Raw genomic sequence first — 21,502 nt, forward strand, 5'->3', positions numbered from 1 at the left:
TTAGCATAAAATTATTTTTCACAAAAAGTCTACTTTTTTAGTAGACTTTTAAAAATTTATGTTCTATATTTGCAAACGTATTCAGGAAATAAAAAAAATGAAACCGGAATTTAAACATACCTATTCGCTAAATAAACAAGCCATCACTTCTGTGATGATGCAGTGCAGTATGCCTATGTTCCGACATTGCCGTGGTTGACCTTACTTTTATTATGACATATTTTATAAGGCCTTACCACATTGTAAGGCCTTTTTTATTTACATGAACAACATTAAAAAAACATACAATGAGTACAACTAGCTCTAAAAATAATTGGTTGATCCCAATAGCATTTACCAATATTTATGTAATCTGGGGGATTACATTTTTGGCTATTTCTTTCGGATTACAGGGGTTTCCTCCTTTTATCCTTTCAGGTTTCAGATTTTTGGTTGCCGGAATACTTATGCTGGGCTATTTGTCGGCCAAAGGAGAAAAAGCCAATTCTTTGGGTAATTGGAAAAAAAACGGCATTACCGGAATTCTCATCCTTACCGGTGGAACAGGGCTTGTGGCCTGGGGCGAACAATATGTGACGGCTTCTGAAGCAGCTATCACGATAGCAACGGGACCGTTTTGGTTTATTGCTATTGATAAAAAGAACTGGAAATATTATTTCTCAGATAAGTTTATACCTATTGGACTTATTATAGGCTTCATCGGATTGATTTTATTTTTAAAAGGAAGCGTTAGCGCTAATGTTCACCATGCTGCCGTCAGTGATTCTGTCCGGGTTACGGCATTTGTTGTACTTGCATTAAGTTCGGTTGCATGGGTTCTAGGATCGTTATATTCAAAAAAGAATCCTGCCAGTCAGTCTACTTTTATGAATATTGCCCAGCAGCTTATTATCGCAGGAGTAGCTTCCTTTGTTATTGCATTTTTCAGAAATGAATGGAATAATTTTTCCTTAACAACAATTCCGTTATCGGCTTGGTTGGGAGTTTTATTTCTGATTTTCTTCGGATCAATCATCGCTTATCTTTCGTATATCTGGTTATTATCCGTAAAACCTGCGGCTCTGGTAAGTACGCATACGTATATTAACCCAATTGTAACGGTATTGGCCGGATGGATTATCGCTAATCAGACCATCAATGGAAACCAGCTGTTTGGACTGACCATTATATTAGCCGGCGTCCTGCTTACCAATATCACCAAGTATTTCAAGCTTTCAAAACGATCAAAAGTAAAGATCAGAAGGGCATTACGGTTTACAAAAAGGAACAACAGGCCGTATCAGCCCATATAAAATTTCAACGTAATTAAACTATAATGATAGAGATCAAGAACATTTCAAAAACCTTTCACAAGAAGAAACAGGCCTTTAAGGCACTGGATGATGTCAGTCTCAGTATTGAGCAGGGGGACATTGTCGGAATCATCGGATTTTCAGGAGCCGGAAAAAGTACATTAATACGAACTGTTAATCTGTTGGAAAGGCCCGACCAGGGACAGATTATTATCAATGGAAAAGATTTCGTTCAGCTAAAATCTAAAGAACTGGCTAAAGAGCGGAAAAAAATAGGAATGATATTCCAGCACTTCAATCTGCTTTCTTCAAGGACTGTTTTTGAAAATGTAGCACTACCACTGGAACTGGATCATGTGAACCGGTCAGAAATTCAAAATAAAGTCAACGAACTTTTGAAAATTGTAGGGCTTGAAGAAAAAGCCAATGAATATCCTAAAAGCCTTTCCGGAGGACAAAAACAAAGAGTAGCCATTGCGAGGGCATTAGCTAATGATCCGTACCTTCTGCTTTGTGATGAGGCAACAAGTGCATTAGATCCCGCTACAACCCAGTCGATCTTACAATTATTACGCGATATCAATCAACGATTAGGAATTACTATTTTATTGATCACTCACGAAATGGATGTAATCAAGTCGATTTGTAACCACGTCGCTGTTATTGATAAAGGAAAACTCCTTACCAAAGGAACCCTGCAGGAAATTATTTCGGATAAAGAACATCCGGTTATTAAACAATTTATAAACCCAGGCATCATGACTATACCTCAGGAGCTTAACAAAAAGCTGCAAAAAGAGCCAAAAGACGGTCTGTTTCCGCTTGTGGAAATAGAGCTTAATGAACATATTACAGTAGAAAAACTACTTTCAAAGATCTATGACGAATATAAAATTCCTTATAAGCTGCTAAAGGCTGATGTAGAATATTTGGGAGATTCCAATTTTGGGAAGCTTCTTCTGCAGCTTCAGGGAGAATCCGAAGAAAATCAAAAGGCGATCTATTATTTTAATCAAAATAAAATTCAAAATACAGTAAAGGGCTATGCTTAGTGATTCGGTAATTTCCCTTTTATCAAAGGGCATTTGGGAAACAGTATATATGACATTTGTTTCCGGTTTTTTTGGTTTTGTTTTAGGTCTTCCGGTAGGGATTCTTTTGTTTCTTACGAGGAAAGGACAGCTCCTTGAAAATAAGATCTATAATAGAATTGTATCCATCCTGGTTAATATTTTCAGATCCATTCCATTCATTATTTTGATTGTATGGATGATTCCTTTCACAAGAGCTTTGGTGGGAACCTCTATTGGAGTTAATGCTGCCTTGGTTCCGTTGAGCATAGGAGCGGCACCGTTTATTGCCAGATTGGTTGAAAACAGTCTTCTCGAAATCCCTTACGGACTTATTGAAACCGCAAGAGCTTTAGGAGCTACTCCACTTCAGATCATCAAAAAAGTACTGCTGCCGGAAGCGCTTCCTTCACTGATCAACAATGCAACCATCACGCTGATCACTTTAGTAGGCTATTCTGCCATGGGAGGAGCTGTTGGTGCCGGTGGATTGGGACAAATTGGTTATCAGTATGGATACATCGGCTATGATGCTGTGATCATGAACCTTGTTTTGGGGCTTTTGGTCACTTTGGTTTTTATCATTCAGTTTTCTGGAGATAAGCTGGCAAAGAGATTTGATCACCGGTAAAGAGTTGGAGCGTGTTTGTGTTGGAGCGTATATGGGTTCAATGGGACCAACAGTAACTCCACGCACACAATTAAACAGTTTTGCTTTAAAAATTTACTAAAGAGTTGGAGAGAATATGTGTTGGAATTCAATGCGACCAACAACTCCACTCCCACAATTAAACAATTTTGCAGTTCCGCAATTCGCGATTCTGCCTTTAAATAAAAAATAGTATATAATGAAGAAATTAAAAATCTTAGGACTTCTTACAGCAGGTTTGCTGGTATTTAATGCATGTAATTCAGCTAAAAAAGATGATCCTAATTACATCAAAGTAGGAATTACCTCAGGACCAGAGCAACTGATCGCTGAAACAGCGAAAAAAGTAGCTAAAGAAAAATACAACCTTGAAGTTGAGCTGGTTGCTTTTAATGACTATGTAGTCCCAAATGAAGCATTGAACAATGGTGATATTGATGCCAATGCCTTTCAGCATGTTCCATACCTGAATGAACAGTCCAAACAAAGAGGCTATAAACTGGCCGTTGTAGGAAATACATTTGTCTATCCTATAGTTGCCTATTCAAAAAAGATTAGAAATATCAGTCAGCTACAGAATGGAAGTACTGTTGTAATTCCCAATGACCCGACGAACGGAGGGCGTTCATTGCTGTTACTACAGAAAAATGGTTTATTAAAACTAAAAGAAGGGGTGGGACTTCTTCCTAAAGTCACTGATATTACAGAAAATCCAAAGCAGCTGAAAATCCTGGAAATTGAAGCACCACAATTACCAAGAGTGCTGGATGATAAAGAAGTGGTGATCGCAATCATCAACAATAATTTTGCGGCACAGGCAGGATTGGACGAAACAAAATCCGGGATTTTTAAAGAAGATAAAGATTCACCTTATGTAAATGTAGTGGTTGCAAGACATGACAATAAAGATGAGGAAAAGGTAAAAAACTTTTTAAAAGCTTACCAGTCTGATGAAGTGGTGAAAAAAGCAGCAGAGATCTTTAAAGGGGGTGCTGTGAAAGGATGGTAATTTTGATTTAACAGTATAGCAATTGAACAATACAGCGATGATATAACATCCTAATTTTTCAATTGCTACTATGGCATTACAATTTTTAGCTTTTATCCTTTCCGGGTGAAAAAAAATCATGTATCTTTTTTCAGTAGCAAAAACCCTTACAACAGGGACCTTTGTGATTTGTTCGTTTGGATAAGAACCTGATATAATTGATTATTTCTTAAAAATTTTCATTATCTCAATTTGAGATAATAAATAAATTTCCTATTTTTGTTACGAATCAAAAAAAGGTTTTATGTTTAAGAAAACTGCCATAGTAAGTTTATTCACTCTTATTTCAATTTCTTCAATGGCTCAGAATACTACCCTCCCGATCTATTTAGATGAATCGAAACCGGTTGAACAACGTGTTAAGGATGCTCTTTCCAGAATGACACTGGAGGAAAAAATAGCCATGCTTCACGCACAATCAAAATTCAGTTCACCAGGTGTTCCAAGATTGGGAATTCCTGAATTCTGGACAACAGACGGACCTCATGGGGTACGTCCGGAAGTAATGTGGGATGAATGGAATCAGGCAGGCTGGACCAATGATTCAATTATTGCTTATCCGGCATTAACCGCTTTATCCGCTACATGGAATAAAAAAATGTCATGGAACTACGGTAAAGCATTAGGAGAAGAAGCGCGATACAGAAAAAAAGATATCCTTCTCGGACCTGGAGTTAATATTTACAGAACTCCACTCAACGGAAGAAACTTTGAATATATGGGGGAAGACCCTTACCTGACTTCCAAGATGGTGGTTCCTTATATCCAAGGGGTCCAATCGAACGGAGTGGCAACGAGTGTAAAACATTTTGCCTTAAATAACCAGGAAATGTTCCGCCATACCAGCAATGTTACCGTAGACGACAGAGCCCTGTATGAAATTTATTTACCGGCTTTTAAAGCAGCAGTAACTGAAGGGGATTCATGGACGATCATGGGCGCTTATGATATGTATAAAAACCAGTATGCCAGCCAGAACCAATACCTTTTAAATGATATCCTGAAAGGAGAATGGAAGTATAAAGGAGTTGTCGTTTCAGATTGGGGTGCGGTAAACAATACCGAACAGGCGATTCATAACGGACTGGATCTTGAATTCGGAAGCTGGACCAACGGTTTATCGGCAGGAACAAAAAATGCATACGATAACTATTATTTAGCAAAACCTTATCTGGACCTTATTAAATCCGGAAAAGTAGGAACTAAAGAACTGGATGACAAAGTGAGCAGACTTTTAAACCTGGCTTATAAAACAACAATGAACCGAAACAAACCTTTCGGAAATATTGCTTCCGCTGAACATCAGGCTGTAGCCAAGGAAATCGGTGAAGAAGGAATTGTTTTATTAAAAAACCAGGGGAACGTATTACCAATCGATCTCACCAAAACTAAAAAAATAGCAGTGATCGGTGAAAATGCGATTAAGATCATGACTGTTGGTGGTGGTTCTTCATCATTAAAAGTAAAATATGAAACATTACCCTTAGACGGAATCAAAAAAAGATTCGGAAAGCAGGTTGATGTGCAGTATGCAAGAGGATATGTTGGAGATATCGGCGGAGAATACAACGGGGTAAAATCCGGACAGGACCTGAAAGATACCCGCTCTGAAACCGAACTAATCAATGAAGCTGTAGAGCTGGCAAAAAAATCTGATGTTGTTATTTTCATTGGAGGATTAAATAAAAGTGATTTCCAGGACAGCGAAGGAAATGACCGTAAAAGCTATGGACTTCCATACAACCAGGATCATCTGATCTCTGCGTTGGCAAAAGCCAATAAAAATCTTGCTGTTGTTTTAGTTTCCGGAAATGCAGTAGCGATGCCTTGGATTAAAGAAGTACCTGCCATTGTTCAATCCTGGTATCTGGGTTCTGAAGCAGGAAATTCGATTGCTTCTATCCTAGCAGGCGACGCAAACCCTTCAGGAAAATTGCCATTTACCTTCCCGGTGAAACTGGAAGACAATTCCGCGCACCAATTAGGGGAATATCCCGGTCAGAAAGACCAGTTGGCAGCAGGAAAAGGAAAAGATCAAAAGAACCCAATCAATATTACCTACAACGAAGGAATTTTTGTAGGATACCGTTGGCATGATACAAAAAACATCAAACCTTTATTCAGCTTCGGACACGGACTAAGCTACACGACTTTCGAATTTGGAAAAGCTAAAGCAGATAAAACAACGATATCCCAGGATGATAAAATTACATTTACCGTACCGGTAAAAAATACAGGGAAGAAAGCAGGTGCTGAGGTCATTCAATTGTACATCAGTGACCTTAAATCCTCTGTTCCCCGTCCGGCAAAAGAGCTCAAAGGTTTTGAAAAAGTATTTTTAAATCCTGGAGAGCAGAAAGAAGTAAGCATTAGCATTGACAAAACAGCACTAAGCTATTTCGATGCCGATAAACATGACTGGATAGCTGAACCGGGAGATTTTGAAGCCTTGATTGGAAATTCTTCAGATGCCATTAAAACTAAAGTGAAATTCACTCTAAAGTAGATAATTTTTTTTTCATCATTTGTGTTTTTTGACCTCCCGAAAGGGAGGTTTTCTTTTTATATAAAATTATTTGAAATTGGTATTGTAAAGAAATATAAAAGCAAAAATCCAGGAATTGCTTTCCTGGATTGATATTTATTAAAACCAAATATACCTTATTTCAATATCTATAGTGGATTTTCTTTTTTAGCTATTTCGATTGCTTATTCAGGTCATACTCAATTTCTAAGTATTGAAGCGCATCAAAGGTTGCCAAATCTTCCAGATAGACAAATTTTTCTTCAAAAATTGAGTATGCAAAAACATTCACAGGTATTGCAGGCTGTTTATTATTTTTCAATTGCTTAAATAAGTCATTACAAGAAGTTGCCTCTTTTGCATTAATCCCAAAATTATTTTTGTACTGTTCTGTTTTTCCAAAATTTTCATCAGATCTATCAAAAAATACGATAAATCTGTTATCGGTAACTTTAAAGCATTTACATTGCTTCTGATCTATGCTAGAGCTTGGTAATTGATTCTTTAAACTGACAGTAAAAGATCCATCATGAATCGGTGTTACCAAAGCATAAATAGTAGATTTTTCATAATCATTTAAAACAATTGTATTAGATTTATTAATGAACGCTAATACATTATTTACTTTTCGATATAAGGAATGGCTTTTAAAAAAATCGCTTGCATTCTTATCTTGTGCATTTAATTTTACACCTACTAGTAATAAAAGTAGTATAAATGGTTTCATTCTATTTGAAGTTAACATAATTATCTGAAAATCTTTTATTATTCATATCTCTTAAAAAATGATCCATTCTCAAAATTCTTTCTATAAATATAAGCTTAGCCAGCTATTTCGATTGCTTATGCAGATCATATTCAATTTCTAAGTATTGAAGAGCATCAAAGGTTGCCAGATCTTCCAGATAAACAAATGTTTCTTCAAAAATTGAGTACGCAAAGACATTCACAGGAATACCAGATTGCTTATTATTTTTTAATTGCTTAAATAAGTCATTACAAGGAGTTTCCTCTTTCGAATTAATTTCAAAATTATTTTTGTATTGTTCTGTTTTTCCAAAATTTTCATCAGATCTATCAGAAAATACGATAAACTTGTTATCCGTAACTTTAAAGCATTTATATTGCTTTTGATCTATGCTAGAGCTTGGTAATTGATTCTTTAAACTGACAGTGAAATATCTTTCATGAATCGGTGTTACCAAAGCATAAATAGTAGATTTCTCATAATCATTTAAAACAATTGTACTAGATTTATTAGTAAATGTCAATACATTATTTACTTTTCTATACACAGAACGGCTTTTAAAAAAATCGCTTGCATCTTTATTCTGTGCATTAATTCCTGTACATATTAGAATTAATATAAAATAAACTGTTTTCATTTTATTTAAAGTCACTATTATTTGAAAATTTATTATTCATATCTCCAAAATTTCTTTGTTTAAATAATGAACTGTTATCAAAGGGTTTTCCATAAGGATAGACTTTACCCATTTCATTGCCATTAGTTCTAAACAAAAACCTTATAACTTTCTTAGATAAGGCATGTTCTAAATCACCAGATGATGGTCCATTCGTTCCCCATTTGCTTCCATGTGAATGCATATCCCAATTTAACGTACTCGAAGAATATCCTAACTTATCAAAACTTAAATAATTAGGTGACAATGTAGGATTTAGCTGGGTTCCTAATGCATATTCATTTTTTCCATTAATAGTATTACTGGCAATTGACCACTCGTTTGTACTATGAAGAGCAGAAAACTGAAATACGTCCAATGCATCTTTTCTGTTAGTAGTCACTGCAATACGAAGATCAGATTCACTAAATCCAAATTCTTTACTTCTATTTTTTGATAAATCACTAATAATTGTTCCGGCAGAAGAGTTGTTTTTATTTACTTTAACAAAATCCTGACCTTCTTTTCCTTCTCCTTTTATTGGAGATTGTTAATGAATATAGCTATTTTAAAGAAATATAAAATAGTATAAGATGAATTGAAAACAAAAATCTAAGAATTGTTTTCTGAATTAATTTAGATCTTTAATTTAAAATATTATTCAAAATATTATCACTATTTCCTAAGCTTGTTCTTAATTTTTTATTTTTAACTTCTGACAATAATATCACCTTTTTTAGGTTTTTACTTTTTATTGGTACAACATTAAGATAATTCAGATCATCCTTAGAAATTGCTTTTGTTTTTACCAGACCATTATTATTAATAAAAAAGTGTTTTGCCTTACTACCTTCGATAAAAACATAATGAAAATTTAAAAGAACCACCTCTCCTTCTTCATATTCTAATATGAAAAATTCTTTGATATTATCTCTTGATGTGTAAGTTGATTCTTTCTTTAACTCTTTATAATCATTCTTCAAAAAGTTCCTTAGATAATCTTTTAAATTAGCTATTTCATATTCATTTAACTTATTTTCATTGAAGGTTATGGCATTATCCATTGAAGTCATTAACTCTTTATATGAGATTGTATCATTTTCTTTACTACTTTCTCCAAATGAAGTACCTTTTAATTTAGTATTACAAGATCCTAAAATCACAACAATACAAAACAATGTAATTGTTAAAATTAAAAAATTATTTCTTTTATTCATTCTGGCAATTTTCTTTCAGTTGCACTTTGTTTTCCTGAAGTTTTCAAAGCTTTTTAATCTGACCACAGATCAGATCCTGTAATATGAAAATATTATTCCTGAAAGTAACCATAGAGGATAAACCGGAATTTGAGAAGCTGCATCTGATTAATCAACTTGATGAAGAGGATAAGCCCATGATTTTTACAATGGTAGATAAAATGCTTATTACTAAAAAGTTTAAGGATTTCTTTAATAAAAATGTAGCTTCGCTATAAATCAAAAATTTTTCCGAAAAAATAAAAACCTCGCATTTGCAGGGTTTTTATTTTATCTGCACAAAGTTAGGAGACTTTACGTAGCAGGGGTTATTATTATCTAACGGCACAAGCGAGACGAGCTAGCAAGAGTAATGTTCAATTAACTATCAATCCATTAGAAAATCTTACAATCCATTTTTCATTATGATAATAAAGATATATTATCCTATATTTTGTATTAATCGGCACTTCAAAGCACGTTTTATTACGTTCTGAGTATCCCTTTATGACATAATTAGTGTCCGTAGAAGATATCTTATATGTGAAAGCTGCAGAATAAGTGTCAAATTTTGTAGTATCTGTAATAACTTTTTTATTAAAAACCTCCTTTTGATTAATGCTAATTTTTATTTGATCATTAAACTCTTCCAAAAAATAAATAGTTAAATAGTCTTTTGCCCTCTCTTGTTTAGAAAGTTTATATTTCCCATTTTCAATATACTGAACTTCGAAAGTATTTCCGCAACTACTTTGTAGATCCTGTTTTGTAAAACTTTTGCATCCACTTAAAAAACATAAAATCAGAAGACAACATATAGTATTTTTCATAATTAATTATTTGGTTGTTGAGATTGTATTACTTCATCCATTTTTTTAAACTGTCCTGGAGTTAAACTACTTCCTGCACTTTGTTGATAATTTGGGTCTGGATTCTCACCAGAATTTAAAAGATTAGATTTAATTGTTTTAGGTGTAACGTCCTTAGAGTTTTGATTAATGTCCGATACTTTATCCCTATTTTTCCAAGGGTGATCCAATCCTGCAGTATGGCCAGCCTCATGATTAAAAGACCTTGTTATATCACTTGTTGCTCTTTTTTCACCATCATTAGAAGCTGTAATAGTAAAACCATTCTTTTGTGATTCTCCTAATACATCGGTAACTCCACCTTTAAAAGCAGTCCCAACTTCATTTCCATCAGCATCTGTTATAATAGTCCCTTTTTGATCAACTACATTAGCTTTAATTGTTGCTTTGTCTGACACCACTAAACTTGCTTTTGCACCATCTGCACCATAAGTTTTTGAGAAATCGTTTTTAATAGATTCTACTAACTTATTAAATTGCTTATCATTAAGTTTAGTGCTACTATTGGTAATAGAAACTGTAAGTTGCCGGCTTGTAGTTACCCCCTTATCATTTTTAACATTAGCCCATTCCAACCCCTCCAATTCTCTACCATCAACAACTCTATTTTCAGAGAAATTATAATGAGATTGGTAAGCATACTTTTCACTTAAAGGATCAATATTGAAAAATCTTCCCATTGATGGATCGTAGTTTCTCCATTTAAAAGAAGACCACCCTGTTTCTAACTGCTTTTCCTGTCCCTGGGTAGTATAAATATAATTAGGAGATAATGATGATGAGATATTTAGATCTCCGCCAAATTCTAAACCAAAGGGATAGTAATTTGTAGTTCTGTCTATTTGAGCAGCTCCCGAATCGCCTTTATAATATGCTAACCTTATATTTCCAACCTGATCTTTATATTGATAAATATACTTATTTTTCACAAAATCATAATATCCTTCTGAAGTAGGTATAAACTGTAGCTCTATTACCCCTAAAGATATCCCTCCCATTGAGGCAGTATATTGAAATCCATCCAGATATTCTGTTGTCGTGGATGAATCTAATTGTGTACGTCCAGAGAAATAATTATGAACTTTTTTAAGTTTTACACCATCTGCCCTATATAAATAATTGGTATTTTTATATACGGTTGTTGATCCAAAACCAAAAGGATCTTCTCTTACAACGAATTGATCAAATTTAATATAAACTGGAAGATTGAGATAATTATAATCTATTTTCAAAATACCTTTATCTATCTGGTCTGTCATATTACCGTTATTATCATAGCCAATAATAGCACCTGAGGTATCGGGATAACCTGTATAATTTCCAGATGAATCGATGACTGTATTAAGCCTATTTCCTGTATAAGCGTAGCCAAGGTTATCTATTAACTGTACACCAACATTTTGTAAAAATCTGTTTCTTTGAAGACTTAAAATATTTCCATTTAGATCATAATCCAATGTTTCATTATAGTAATTATTTTGAGGAACAGTTGCATTTGGCTCCGAATAGATTCCATTTTTCAATCTATTCAAACCATCATATTGATAGTTGTACCTTTTTAATATTCCATCATTGGATGCCCTCCAATCTATTTCCGCAATATTACCGTTAAACTTACCTGCAGAAGTGCTTGAATAAATAGGATTATTATATCGGATTTCATAACCAAATAGTTTTCCGTTCAAATTGGAGGGATCATTAATTTTAGTTATCCAACCTTGGATATTATAAGTATAATCAATACTTTGAAGAGGTGAAGCTATACTTGTTCCACCCACTTTTTTATTTCTTAGCTGAGAAAGCTCATTGTAATCATTCTGGACTAAAATTTCCTCAGTTCCATTATCAATTTTATGTTTATGAATCTTTAATCGGTTTTGATCATCATACATGAATGTTTCGGTAATCATCCTTTCATTATCAGTTGTCAATCTTTTATGTTTAGTTATAGTTTGATTTGGTAAACCTGCAAAATTCAGTTCAGATTCTGTTTTTGTATATCCGCCTAAATGATTGACCGAACGCGTTGAGATAAGACGTCCTTTCGTATCATATAGCATAAAGTCTCTTGTCCAAGCTTCATTTTCAATATTTCTGATATAGGAAGCTAATAACAATCCCTTAGCAAAACCATTCTGAGTGTTAAGAATAACTTTCTGGTTCAATATTACATCAGGAAGATCATTGGGAAACCATAAATCCCGCGGGAAAGCATCATAATAATTGATCATCATGATTTTTATAGAAGAAGTAGGATAAGCAGTATTGGAATAATTAAGCGCATCAGCTCCACTATCGGGAATAGTAGAACTTCCTCTAAGTTCATTATTACTTCCTTTTGCCTCCACATTTGTTTGCTCGGCTAATCTTCCTGCCAGCCCATAAGCAGCTGTACTGGTATAAATACCTGTATAAACTACTCTTCCCAATTCATCATATTTACTAAACAGCCATTGTTTACTCGCTCCCATATTTGCGTCCTGAGTCATTACCAATCGGTCCTGTTTATCATATACCATATATTCCCAACCTTTTCCGGGAAGTTTCTTAGCTACAAGCCGATTCCTTCCATCATATTGGTACTGATAACAAAGCGTATCCAATACAGAAGCAATAGTAGAAGCTACTACAGCATTTGGTGGAACAACAAGAACCAATTGATCAAATTGATTATACACATAGTAAGTATCTGCATTTAATGAAGCATTTACTGCTTTTCTAGCCAAAATAAGCTGCCCCTGAATATTCTTGTACTCGGTCGTAGCATTACCATCTTCATCTGTTACAACGGTTTTATACAAAACCCCTGCTGCATAATTTCCAGAAAGTGTTATGGTAGAAACAGCTGCCCCGCTGACCCAGTTTGTATTGGTCACCATATATTTTTTAACCTCAGTGGCTGAATTACTTCCATATTCAAATGTAGAGGGTTTGGTATTCCAGGCTGTCCCAGGCTGCTTTTGTTGAAGAACTCTATCTAAGGGAGAACTTTCAAGTATCTTTTCTCCATAAATCTTCTCAGTACCATAGATCATGGGATTAGATGCGTTACTTAATGGAGTCCCATATATATTCCCATTTTGAGTAGTAGTTTGAGGAACCGAAAGGTATTCGTTGGCCTGCCTTCCAAAAGCATCATATTCTACATGGGATACAACATCTTTTCCTAAAGGAGTAGCTTTTACCTTAACGGTTTGTTTAGCTCTTCCCAATCCGTCAAAATACTGTACTTCTACAGCCATTTTTGCAGTTTGCCCCACCGGGTAATCAAGGTAAGTTTTGGTCTGTACATAATTTACCGTATCAGTTTGCGCATGTATGATGTTTACACCAGATAACAATAGAACACCTAATATTATTATTTTTCTCACAATCATTAGTTTTTATAGTTGTATTTGAATTCTTTTACCATCTTAAGAGAAGTTACTCCAGATGTATCTGTCTGAACCTGTTTAATTTCCTTAAGTCTATTGGCAGAATCATAATAATAAAGTTCTCTTACTCCTAAAGGAGATGTAATACTCCTTACACCTACCAAAGCGTCATAAGTATAGGTGGTAATCCCACTACTTTGAACACCAACCGCTGCTCTGAAAGTTTCCATTGCAGATAATAATGCTGTTTCAGCATCTCCAGGTAAAGCTGAAGCATCTGTATTGGAGGCTGAAATAAATGCGGTAAGCTGCGAACCAGCAATCTGACCAACCTGATCATAGGTTATCCCTTCTATCTTAGCAATGGGTTGGGTACCATTATATCCCCAGATAATAGACACTGGAATACCATCTTTAGTTCTGTATTGCTGAAGATTTCCAAATGAATCATATTTCTCATAGGTTAATTCTGTAGTTGACGTACCACTTTGAAGGTTATAAGATTCGATTGAACTTGGAAAAAGATTTGAAAGATCTGCATATAGTGTTTCAGTTTTCTCTTTTGTCTGCCCATTTTTTTTGGTTTCGGTTTCTAAAGGAATACCAAGCATATTGGCAGTAATCAATCTTTGATTACTTTTTTCTTTAGCATATTTATAAGAGCTAACGTATGTATCTCCACCAGTTATGCTTTTAGTAACAGATAATGGATAATCTTCAGAATTATAAATATAGTCTGTGGTAGTCATTACAGAGCTTTGTACTCCGTTTTTATAAAAATAAGAAGTTTCTTTCTTTTTGGAAGCTAATGTAATTCCAAACTTTTCAAAACTTTTATAGGGTGTTGTCAAAATAATTCCAGGATAGTGGTTGGCCAAGGCTTGATAATTATCATAAGAGAAGTATTCAGCAACCATATTTTTATCATAGTTGCCTATAATTTTGATGCCATCATTTTTTTGAAACTCGGTTGTCACATACTCATTATTGGCTTCTGAAAGAATCTGTCCTAATTCATTATAAACCTTCTCTGACAAAGGCTGACCTCTTTTATAATCCAGATTAGGAATCGGTACTACTGGCATAATCGGGACAAGCCCTCCTTCATTAGGATAATCTAATGGTGAGCGGAATGTATACACCGTCTTTCCTTTACTATTTCCATTTTTATCAAGCTGTTTAACAGTAACATACTGATATCCAACGTCTGACCCTTGTGTTTTTTCAGTAGGAATAATATTATAATCCGTAGTAACGTCAAAATCAGCACTATATATAATACTGGGGTTCGTTTTGTTCTTATATGCATAAGAATCAGTAAAATTCATTACTGGTTCAGGATATACCAATGTCCCACTACTTAGAGTAGAATCACTAATATTCTTATAATCATAGTTGAACATCTTAGAAGGAACAGTTGAAGAAGGATTAGCATAATAAATTATATTATTAATCCTTAGACCACCTCCATAACGAATCTTTTCGTTAACAAATACCTGCTCTTTCGTAGTAGCTTCAAATGTATCTCCAGTATCAGTAATGTTGGAAGGAAAATAAGACCCACCCAAAGATGCCCAATATTCGCCGGCTTCCAAATGTATAGTGGCATACATATCTGATACGATCTCTCCTTCATTTCCTATCCATGATATAGAACAGGCAGGAGGTTGAGGTTTATTACAGGTTTGGTTTCCCGGACTTATTTGATATATAGGTAAAGATGGGAAAGTACCGTCTGCATTTTTCTTAAATATCTTAAAATTCCAGTTGAAATTAATTAAAGAGCCCAACATATGATGCAAATTAACATCCTGCGGTGTCACAACAGTAAAAAATTGTTGCTTAAAATTATTATTTAATTGCCCAAAATTAATGCTCCAAGTATTGATATTTGTTGTCCAATGTCCTGTCACTGGATCATTTCCTGTTCCACTATAATAATTACTATAGTCATTAGGACCAAAATCAAAAACACTCTTTCCTTTTGTTGGATAAGTTATTGAATTAAGAACATCTGTTTTGAATCCTCCAAGATTACCTTTGTAATAACCCCATTTATCTTTTTCAAGAATTCCACTAGTTGCATTATAAGTTAATACATATTCTTGGTTCTGAACATCTTGTGTATTCGGTGTTTTGGTAACTTTTGTCAACATCAATTTTTTTAGATTTTTCTGTTGACCGGAAGGAGTTTGATAATATGTATTTGTATATCCATAATCAAAAACATATTTTTCTGTGAACTGTGTTATACTCTGACCAAGATAATTACTTTGTACCGATTTTAGTTTGTAAAGTTCCGAAGGCTGAGTATAATTAGAATCTTGCCTTCCTTTTTCATAGGTCAGAATTACTGTCCCTCTACCTCTAACGTCAATACTAGTAAGAAGTTTTGTCTGGTTATCACTATAAACAATTTGAGTTTCAATAGCCCCGGGCATACTTGGGTCTGGACTTTGTTGAGTTCCTGTTTCTGTCTGGGAATTATTATAATAGTATATATTTTTTGCAAGTCTCTTTGTTGTTGTAGGGGCTTCTTCAAATTTCACTTGTGAAGTAAGTGAATAATTAAAAGATACCAAAATCTGACTATTCTGGTCTTGTATTTTAGCCAAGTGAAAAGAAGTCCAGTAATCTCCTACATCAACATTAGGGCTAATATCTCCAATACCTTCAGTAAGACCAATTTTCACTGCGGTGATAGATCTTTGAGATTTTTCCATTGAATCAAAAGTATATCTGATTCCTTTATCATCTACTATTGTAAATGAATTAATGATTCCTTGTGCATCTTTACTTGTGATGATCTGAAGATTATTTTTATCTAGCTTTTCAACCTGGTAATTTCCCGCGTCATCCTTAATCACATAAAATCTCCCTGATTGTCCTGAAAAGTTGTACTGATAAAGATCATATTCTGTATCGAATCTTCCCATAGCTGCTTCAAACCGATATTCATCCAGATTAAGAGACTGATCCTTTATCATTTTTGCAGTGGAATTGTAAACTCCATTATAGATTCCATATTTCGTCTTTGGGGGAGTGGAAAATAAGACACTCCTATCTTTTTCATCCGGATTCCCTCCTCTTACAGTTCTTGATATTGTACCCCCAGCTATAAGACTCCACCCTAAACCTGTTTCCCCTGCTCTGTCTTCAGGTTTTGCATTTAGTGGATGGTATTTAAGTTGAAGATTCACCTTAACATTTGGACTGTTTGTTGGAATGCTCACCAATGGGATACTAATATCAGGGATTCCTGTATAATAGCTCACCGGTACTTCCTCAAACTTCATCAGATTGTTTGCTGTCGGTGCCGGAGCAAACATTTCGTTAATGTTTCCAACAAAACTTCTTGGTGTCGATGGTGAAACCTGGGCAATAAGCATATTTCCCCATAACGCCGCTAAAAGTATAACGGCTGAAGTATTTTTTCTCATGAAATATCAGTTTATTTTTTAATCAGCTTAGCATTAGCCGTTTTATTCGTATCAGTTTTAATCACCACCAGGTAAGCACCTTGTATCAACGGCTGTGTATTAATCTTAGTCACCTTATTCTTCGTTTTTAGATTCTGAAGCTGTCTTCCTCCCATATCATACAAAGTAATATCCGCTTCCCTGAAATCAAAGCCTATTTCTACATAAGCATATTCTGATACCGGATTCGGATAGATTTTGATATCCTGTTTTTCAATTAATTGATCCAGTTGTTTATCTCCCAGCTTCACAATCTTCCAGTTCTCCTTCCCTAGTTCCTCTGCACTGGTTCCTGCTAAAATGATAGAACCATCCCTGTTCAGCTTAATATCCGATAATCTCTCCTCTCTTTTTCTGGATTCTCCCTTCACATGCTTTCTCCACTGTTCATTTCCATTAGGGTCCAGATACAGCATCCAGAATGTTTCATCATCTGTTTCTATTCTTCCTTCTGCCTGAGTATAGCCACCCAACAATATTCCTTTAGTTGAGGGTTGAGAGTTGTCAGTTGATAGCTGATTTAGGGCAGTCATACCCATCAAAACATCCCTGTTTTTGAAGTTGTAGGATTTCTGCCACTGTTCATCTCCTCTTTCATTTAAAGAAACCAGCCACAAATCTGTTCCTTCTTCTATTCCTACTGTTTTATTTCCGGATCTCTCACTTCTGGATTCTCCTCCGATGAGATAACCGTTTGAGGTTAAAGCCAGTGTTCTTAGATGATCATCTCCTTTTCCTCCCAGGTTCTTTTCCCACTCTACTTTTCCTTCTTTGTTTAATTTTACGATCCAATAATCTCCTTCGCCAAAGTTTTCAGTGGTTTTTGCATAACGGGATACGGAACCTGAGGTTCCTGTGACTGAGTTTTGATTCCCGGAATCAGAAACACGAAACTCGGAACTTCTTGAATAGATTCCCAGCAGTGCTCCTCCGTCTCTTGTGGGGATCATCTTCTCCACTTCGTCTAATCCCCTTCCTCCTAAAATAAGCTGTGAAAGTTCTTTTCCGTTTTTATCGAGTCTGATAATGAGGATATCTTTTGAACCGTAACCTTTGGATGCATTCTGAACATTTCCGGCTACAACAAATCCTAAATCTGTGGTTTGAATAACCGATCTGGCTTCTTCATCAGCACTTGTTCCCAAAGTTTTCTGCCACAATTCATCACCAAATTCATTAATCCTGATGAGCCAGATATCTGATCCTCCTTTGGAATCATCTTTTTTATCTATTCCCTTTCCGGAATATGAGGTTCCCGAAACCAAAAAGCCTCCCTCCTGGGTAGCTACGGTAGAAGACAAATAATCATGATTGTTTCCTGAGAAATATTTTTCCCAAACCTGATCTCCCTGTTGGTTGAGTTTTACCAAATGAAAGTCGTAACCATTATTTTGCTGGGTATTGCTTCCTGCATCTTTCTTTTGACTTCCTGGCTGTATGGCACTTCCTGTTATCAGATACTGCTGATCGATTGTTGTGGTTACCTGGCTCAGGAAATCCTGGGTAGAAGATTTGATATCTTTTTGCCAAACCACTTCCTGAGCTGATAGCCCGGAAATAATGCACATAGAAAGTACACTGAAGTAGAGTTTTTTCACTTATTTTTTAATTTAAAGTTACTAGCAATTCACATTATAAAAATCGCGCTAATTTAACATTTTTTAATACACATAATATAAAATTTATAGATATTTAACAATAATTTAATTCGCATATAACTTTTTAATAATTAGTTTATTATTTCATAACAATTTTAAAATACCGATGCGCCAGAACACATCGTAAAAAATGCCCAGACTAGTCCGGGCACACCTATAGCATTTACAAGGAAAAAATTAAATATGCTGTTCTATTCCTTCAAAATAATGGATCACTCCAACATCAGGCAGGTTTTGTTCCTCGTCAGTATAAAAATTACTGCTGCTCTCTGTACTTTCAAGGAAAGAATTGCTGAATAAGGCATAAGAAGGTTGCTTTGCAAAATCATTTTTCAACAGCTTATGAGCTTCCACCACAGGTGCTCCATATAACTTTCTAAAATTTCCAATTTTATATTGGGAAAACTTTCCGTAATGAACAATAAATTTTAACGATAGATCGATGGAAATGCTTAATGCTTCATTGAGCTCAGCTACTTTTCTGCTAAATGCATTCTGCATATTCCGAAGCATATTGGAGATTTTTTTAAAAGATGGGTTTTTATCATATCTGAAAAATAAAATGGCATCCCCTTCAATTTCAGAAATTTCAAAATACCTGTTATTAACATCGATCAGAATGGATAATAATTGTCTTACAATATACTCTCCCGTGTATAATTTCGTATTCAATACAAATTCGGTAAATCCATTGAAATCCGGAATCAGTATAATACCCTCTTGTATATTTGCATCCATGATGTTGAGTTTAAAAACCTGTTGTATCTAAAGACGTAACAAGTTTCATTTTACTTTATTCACCCGCCATATAATGATTGGCAAGGGGTAGTAAAATTTAACCACTGTATCTTGAAAGATCCAAGGTTCGATTCTCTCTAAGGTTGTATTTACGGTAAAAAATACTACAATATCAAAAACTATATTTATCTTTATCCTTTTAATGCAGTGTACCCCATGAAAACAGTCATAGCCATTCTTTTTGCTTTTCTTCTCACATCAAATTTTTTAAAAGCTCAACAAAAACAATATATTTTCTTTCTCCATAACAAGTTTCTTGAGGGGCATTCATTGACCGAAAAACATCCGCAATACGGTATTGCTGAATATACACCGATCCTGAATAAGCTGAAAAGCAAAAACACTGTAGTGATCTCAGAAAAAAGAGCTGATCAGACCGATCCTGAAGTCTATGCCCGAAAGGTCATTGCTCAGATTGACAGCCTGCAGGGAAAAGGAGTTTCTTCCCGTAACATCAGCATAGTCGGAACATCGCAAGGCGGCTATATTGCACAATATGTTTCTTATTATGCTAAAAATCCGGACCTTAAATTTGTAATTATCGGCTCGAGCTTCAAGGATGATTCGTTAAATAAAATTTCCGGTTTCAAACTATACGGTAAAATACTTTCCATCACGGAAAAATCTGATGAGGGCCATGTCCCTTTATCTTCCGAGAAAAGATATCAAAACTCAAAATTAGCGGCATTTAAAGAAATAGAACTTAACACTGGAATGAAGCATGGCTTTTTATTTAAAGCTTTAGATATTTGGCTTAACCCTACCAAAGAATGGATTTATAAGAATTTTTGATCCGGGTTGCCGGATAACAAGATTGCAGTATGTCCAGTAACAACAAAACCATCAACTCACAATTCTCAACCTTCAACAAATTTCCGCTGTGCCGCCCTCATTCCGAAGAAGAACATCAGAATGACTGAAGTTCCAAGGAAAGCAAATGAGTATTTCCACGACGGATCCCAATCGTGCAGCTTTCCAAAAACAGCAGGCCCGAATGCAGCAATCAGGTAGCCTACAGACTGGGCCATTCCTGAAATTTTAATGGCATTGGCGCTTGATTTTGTCCGTAAAGAGAAAAATAAGATCGATAAGCTAAATGATAACCCATTCGATAGCCCCAATAAAATTGCGGTCGCATAGATCCATTGTGATTTCAGTAAGGCAAACATGACAATACTTGCAAACATAAGGATACAAAGGAAAATGATCATGATTCGCTGATCTTTCATCTTATTGGCAATGATCGGTCCCACAAAAGTAATGGGAATCATGGAAATCTGAATGACGAACAATATCCAGCCCGGAGCATTTCCATTCATTCCATAGTCATTAAGAACAGCGGGCAACCAGGAAATTAAAGAATAGTATACCAAAGACTGTAATCCCATAAAAATACTGATATTCCAGGCCTGAGCCGATTTGAACATATTAAAATCAGACTTTGCCATTGAGCTGTTAGCCTGTCGTACGCTGTTTTTATTTAACAATAACTCCAAAATAACGACCAATAAAGCCAAAAGGGCGATCACCAGCCATATTCCAAGGGAACCACGCCATCCATACCCTGTCCATTCTCCAAGGCTCACGCTGTATCCTGAAGCCAAAGCCGCAGTAAGATTCATTGCCACTGCAAAAATACCGGTCATTAACCCGATCTGTTTGGGAAAATTATTTTTTATATAACCGGGTGTAATTACATTCCCTACACAGATTCCTAAACCGATAAATACGGATCCTGTAAATAGAGTCCAAACCGATCCGAAAACCCTTAGGAATAATCCAAAACTCAGAATAACCAATGCGTACAATAAAAACCTGTTGATACTGAACCGGTGGGAAAACCGGCTTACGAGTACAGAACAACTTGCAAACATCAGCAAAGGTATGGAAGTAAGCAGGCTGCTTTGAAAATTATCCAGGTGTAAAGACCGGCTGATCTGGTTCAGTACCGGTCCTACTGAAGTAATAGGTGAACGCAGGTTACTGGATACCAGAATAACCACCAAAACATTGATTAGTAATAGGATATATGATGCTTCTTTTCTTGTTTCGTTTTTCATAATGAGGATCAAAATTGTTACAACAAAATTAATCATGTTATTT

Annotated in this window: 17 protein-coding genes; 7 read left to right on the top strand and 10 right to left on the bottom strand. The window is 35.2% G+C overall.

From position 1 onward, the window contains the following. Positions 1-287 precede the first annotated feature (287 nt). The 5 genes from G9C87_RS06465 to G9C87_RS06485 all read left to right on the top strand — a co-directional run bounded on the left by G9C87_RS06465 (position 288) and on the right by G9C87_RS06485 (position 6,565). Positions 288-1,292 carry an EamA family transporter gene (locus G9C87_RS06465; RefSeq protein ID WP_172279307.1) on the top strand — a complete coding sequence of 335 codons (1,005 nt, stop codon included), beginning with the start codon at positions 288-290 and terminating at the stop codon, positions 1,290-1,292. A gap of 23 nt (positions 1,293-1,315) precedes the next feature. Further along, entirely contained in the window at positions 1,316-2,344 is a 1,029-nt protein-coding gene (locus G9C87_RS06470; protein ID WP_172279309.1) for a methionine ABC transporter ATP-binding protein, read from the top strand. Beyond that, entirely contained in the window at positions 2,337-2,993 is a 657-nt protein-coding gene (gene metI / locus G9C87_RS06475; protein ID WP_172279311.1) for a methionine ABC transporter permease MetI, read from the top strand. Before G9C87_RS06470 ends, metI begins: the two co-directional genes overlap by 8 nt. A 217-nt stretch (positions 2,994-3,210) precedes the next feature. After that, entirely contained in the window at positions 3,211-4,020 is an 810-nt protein-coding gene (gene metQ, locus G9C87_RS06480; RefSeq protein ID WP_172279313.1) for a methionine ABC transporter substrate-binding lipoprotein MetQ, read from the top strand. A gap of 283 nt (positions 4,021-4,303) precedes the next feature. Then, positions 4,304-6,565: a glycoside hydrolase family 3 C-terminal domain-containing protein gene (locus tag G9C87_RS06485; protein ID WP_172279315.1), complete on the top strand. Its 2,262-nt coding sequence runs from the start codon at positions 4,304-4,306 to the stop codon at positions 6,563-6,565. A gap of 190 nt (positions 6,566-6,755) precedes the next feature. Here G9C87_RS06485 and G9C87_RS06490 read toward each other — a convergent pair whose 3' ends face one another. The 4 genes from G9C87_RS06490 to G9C87_RS06505 all read right to left on the bottom strand — a co-directional run bounded on the left by G9C87_RS06490 (position 6,756) and on the right by G9C87_RS06505 (position 9,203). Further along, a complete protein-coding gene (locus G9C87_RS06490; RefSeq protein WP_172279317.1) occupies positions 6,756-7,310 on the bottom strand; it encodes a hypothetical protein in 555 nt (184 codons plus the stop codon). A 103-nt stretch (positions 7,311-7,413) separates the two neighbouring features. Further along, on the bottom strand, positions 7,414-7,968 hold the full coding sequence (locus tag G9C87_RS06495; RefSeq protein ID WP_172279319.1) for a hypothetical protein: 555 nt from the start codon (positions 7,966-7,968) through the stop codon (positions 7,414-7,416). Between the two features lies 1 nt (position 7,969). Beyond that, entirely contained in the window at positions 7,970-8,389 is a 420-nt protein-coding gene (locus G9C87_RS06500; RefSeq protein ID WP_317168536.1) for a JAB-like toxin 1 domain-containing protein, read from the bottom strand. Positions 8,390-8,630: 241 nt separating this feature from the next. Further along, positions 8,631-9,203 carry a hypothetical protein gene (locus G9C87_RS06505; RefSeq protein WP_172279323.1) on the bottom strand — a complete coding sequence of 191 codons (573 nt, stop codon included), beginning with the start codon at positions 9,201-9,203 and terminating at the stop codon, positions 8,631-8,633. An 83-nt stretch (positions 9,204-9,286) separates the two neighbouring features. Here G9C87_RS06505 and G9C87_RS06510 point away from each other — a divergent pair, with 83 nt between their 5' ends. Next, a complete protein-coding gene (locus G9C87_RS06510; RefSeq protein WP_228456969.1) occupies positions 9,287-9,460 on the top strand; it encodes a hypothetical protein in 174 nt (57 codons plus the stop codon). 138 nt (positions 9,461-9,598) lie between these two features. Here the strand turns inward: G9C87_RS06510 and G9C87_RS06515 are convergent, their stop codons facing one another. From G9C87_RS06515 to G9C87_RS06535, 5 genes are all read right to left on the bottom strand, one after another. After that, entirely contained in the window at positions 9,599-10,051 is a 453-nt protein-coding gene (locus tag G9C87_RS06515) for a hypothetical protein (protein WP_172279325.1), read from the bottom strand. A 2-nt stretch (positions 10,052-10,053) separates the two neighbouring features. Continuing rightward, the gene (locus G9C87_RS06520; protein ID WP_172279327.1) at positions 10,054-13,461 is read right to left on the bottom strand and encodes a DUF6443 domain-containing protein; all 3,408 of its coding nucleotides are present in this window, start codon (positions 13,459-13,461) and stop codon (positions 10,054-10,056) included. A gap of 5 nt (positions 13,462-13,466) precedes the next feature. Continuing rightward, positions 13,467-16,904: a hypothetical protein gene (locus tag G9C87_RS06525; RefSeq protein ID WP_172279329.1), complete on the bottom strand. Its 3,438-nt coding sequence runs from the start codon at positions 16,902-16,904 to the stop codon at positions 13,467-13,469. A gap of 11 nt (positions 16,905-16,915) precedes the next feature. Beyond that, complete coding sequence (locus G9C87_RS06530; protein WP_172279331.1) at positions 16,916-18,541, bottom strand: T9SS type A sorting domain-containing protein; 1,626 nt, start codon at positions 18,539-18,541, stop codon at positions 16,916-16,918. 237 nt (positions 18,542-18,778) lie between these two features. Then, complete coding sequence (locus G9C87_RS06535; protein WP_172279333.1) at positions 18,779-19,339, bottom strand: DUF2652 domain-containing protein; 561 nt, start codon at positions 19,337-19,339, stop codon at positions 18,779-18,781. Between the two features lie 216 nt (positions 19,340-19,555). Here G9C87_RS06535 and G9C87_RS06540 point away from each other — a divergent pair, with 216 nt between their 5' ends. Next, positions 19,556-20,191 carry an alpha/beta hydrolase gene (locus tag G9C87_RS06540; RefSeq protein WP_172279335.1) on the top strand — a complete coding sequence of 212 codons (636 nt, stop codon included), beginning with the start codon at positions 19,556-19,558 and terminating at the stop codon, positions 20,189-20,191. Between the two features lie 65 nt (positions 20,192-20,256). Here G9C87_RS06540 and G9C87_RS06545 read toward each other — a convergent pair whose 3' ends face one another. Next, complete coding sequence (locus tag G9C87_RS06545; RefSeq protein WP_172279337.1) at positions 20,257-21,459, bottom strand: CynX/NimT family MFS transporter; 1,203 nt, start codon at positions 21,457-21,459, stop codon at positions 20,257-20,259. Positions 21,460-21,502 lie beyond the last annotated feature (43 nt).

Source organism: Chryseobacterium sp. LAM-KRS1 (assembly GCF_013184525.1).
Taxonomy (GTDB): Bacteria; Bacteroidota; Bacteroidia; order Flavobacteriales; family Weeksellaceae; genus Chryseobacterium; species Chryseobacterium proteolyticum.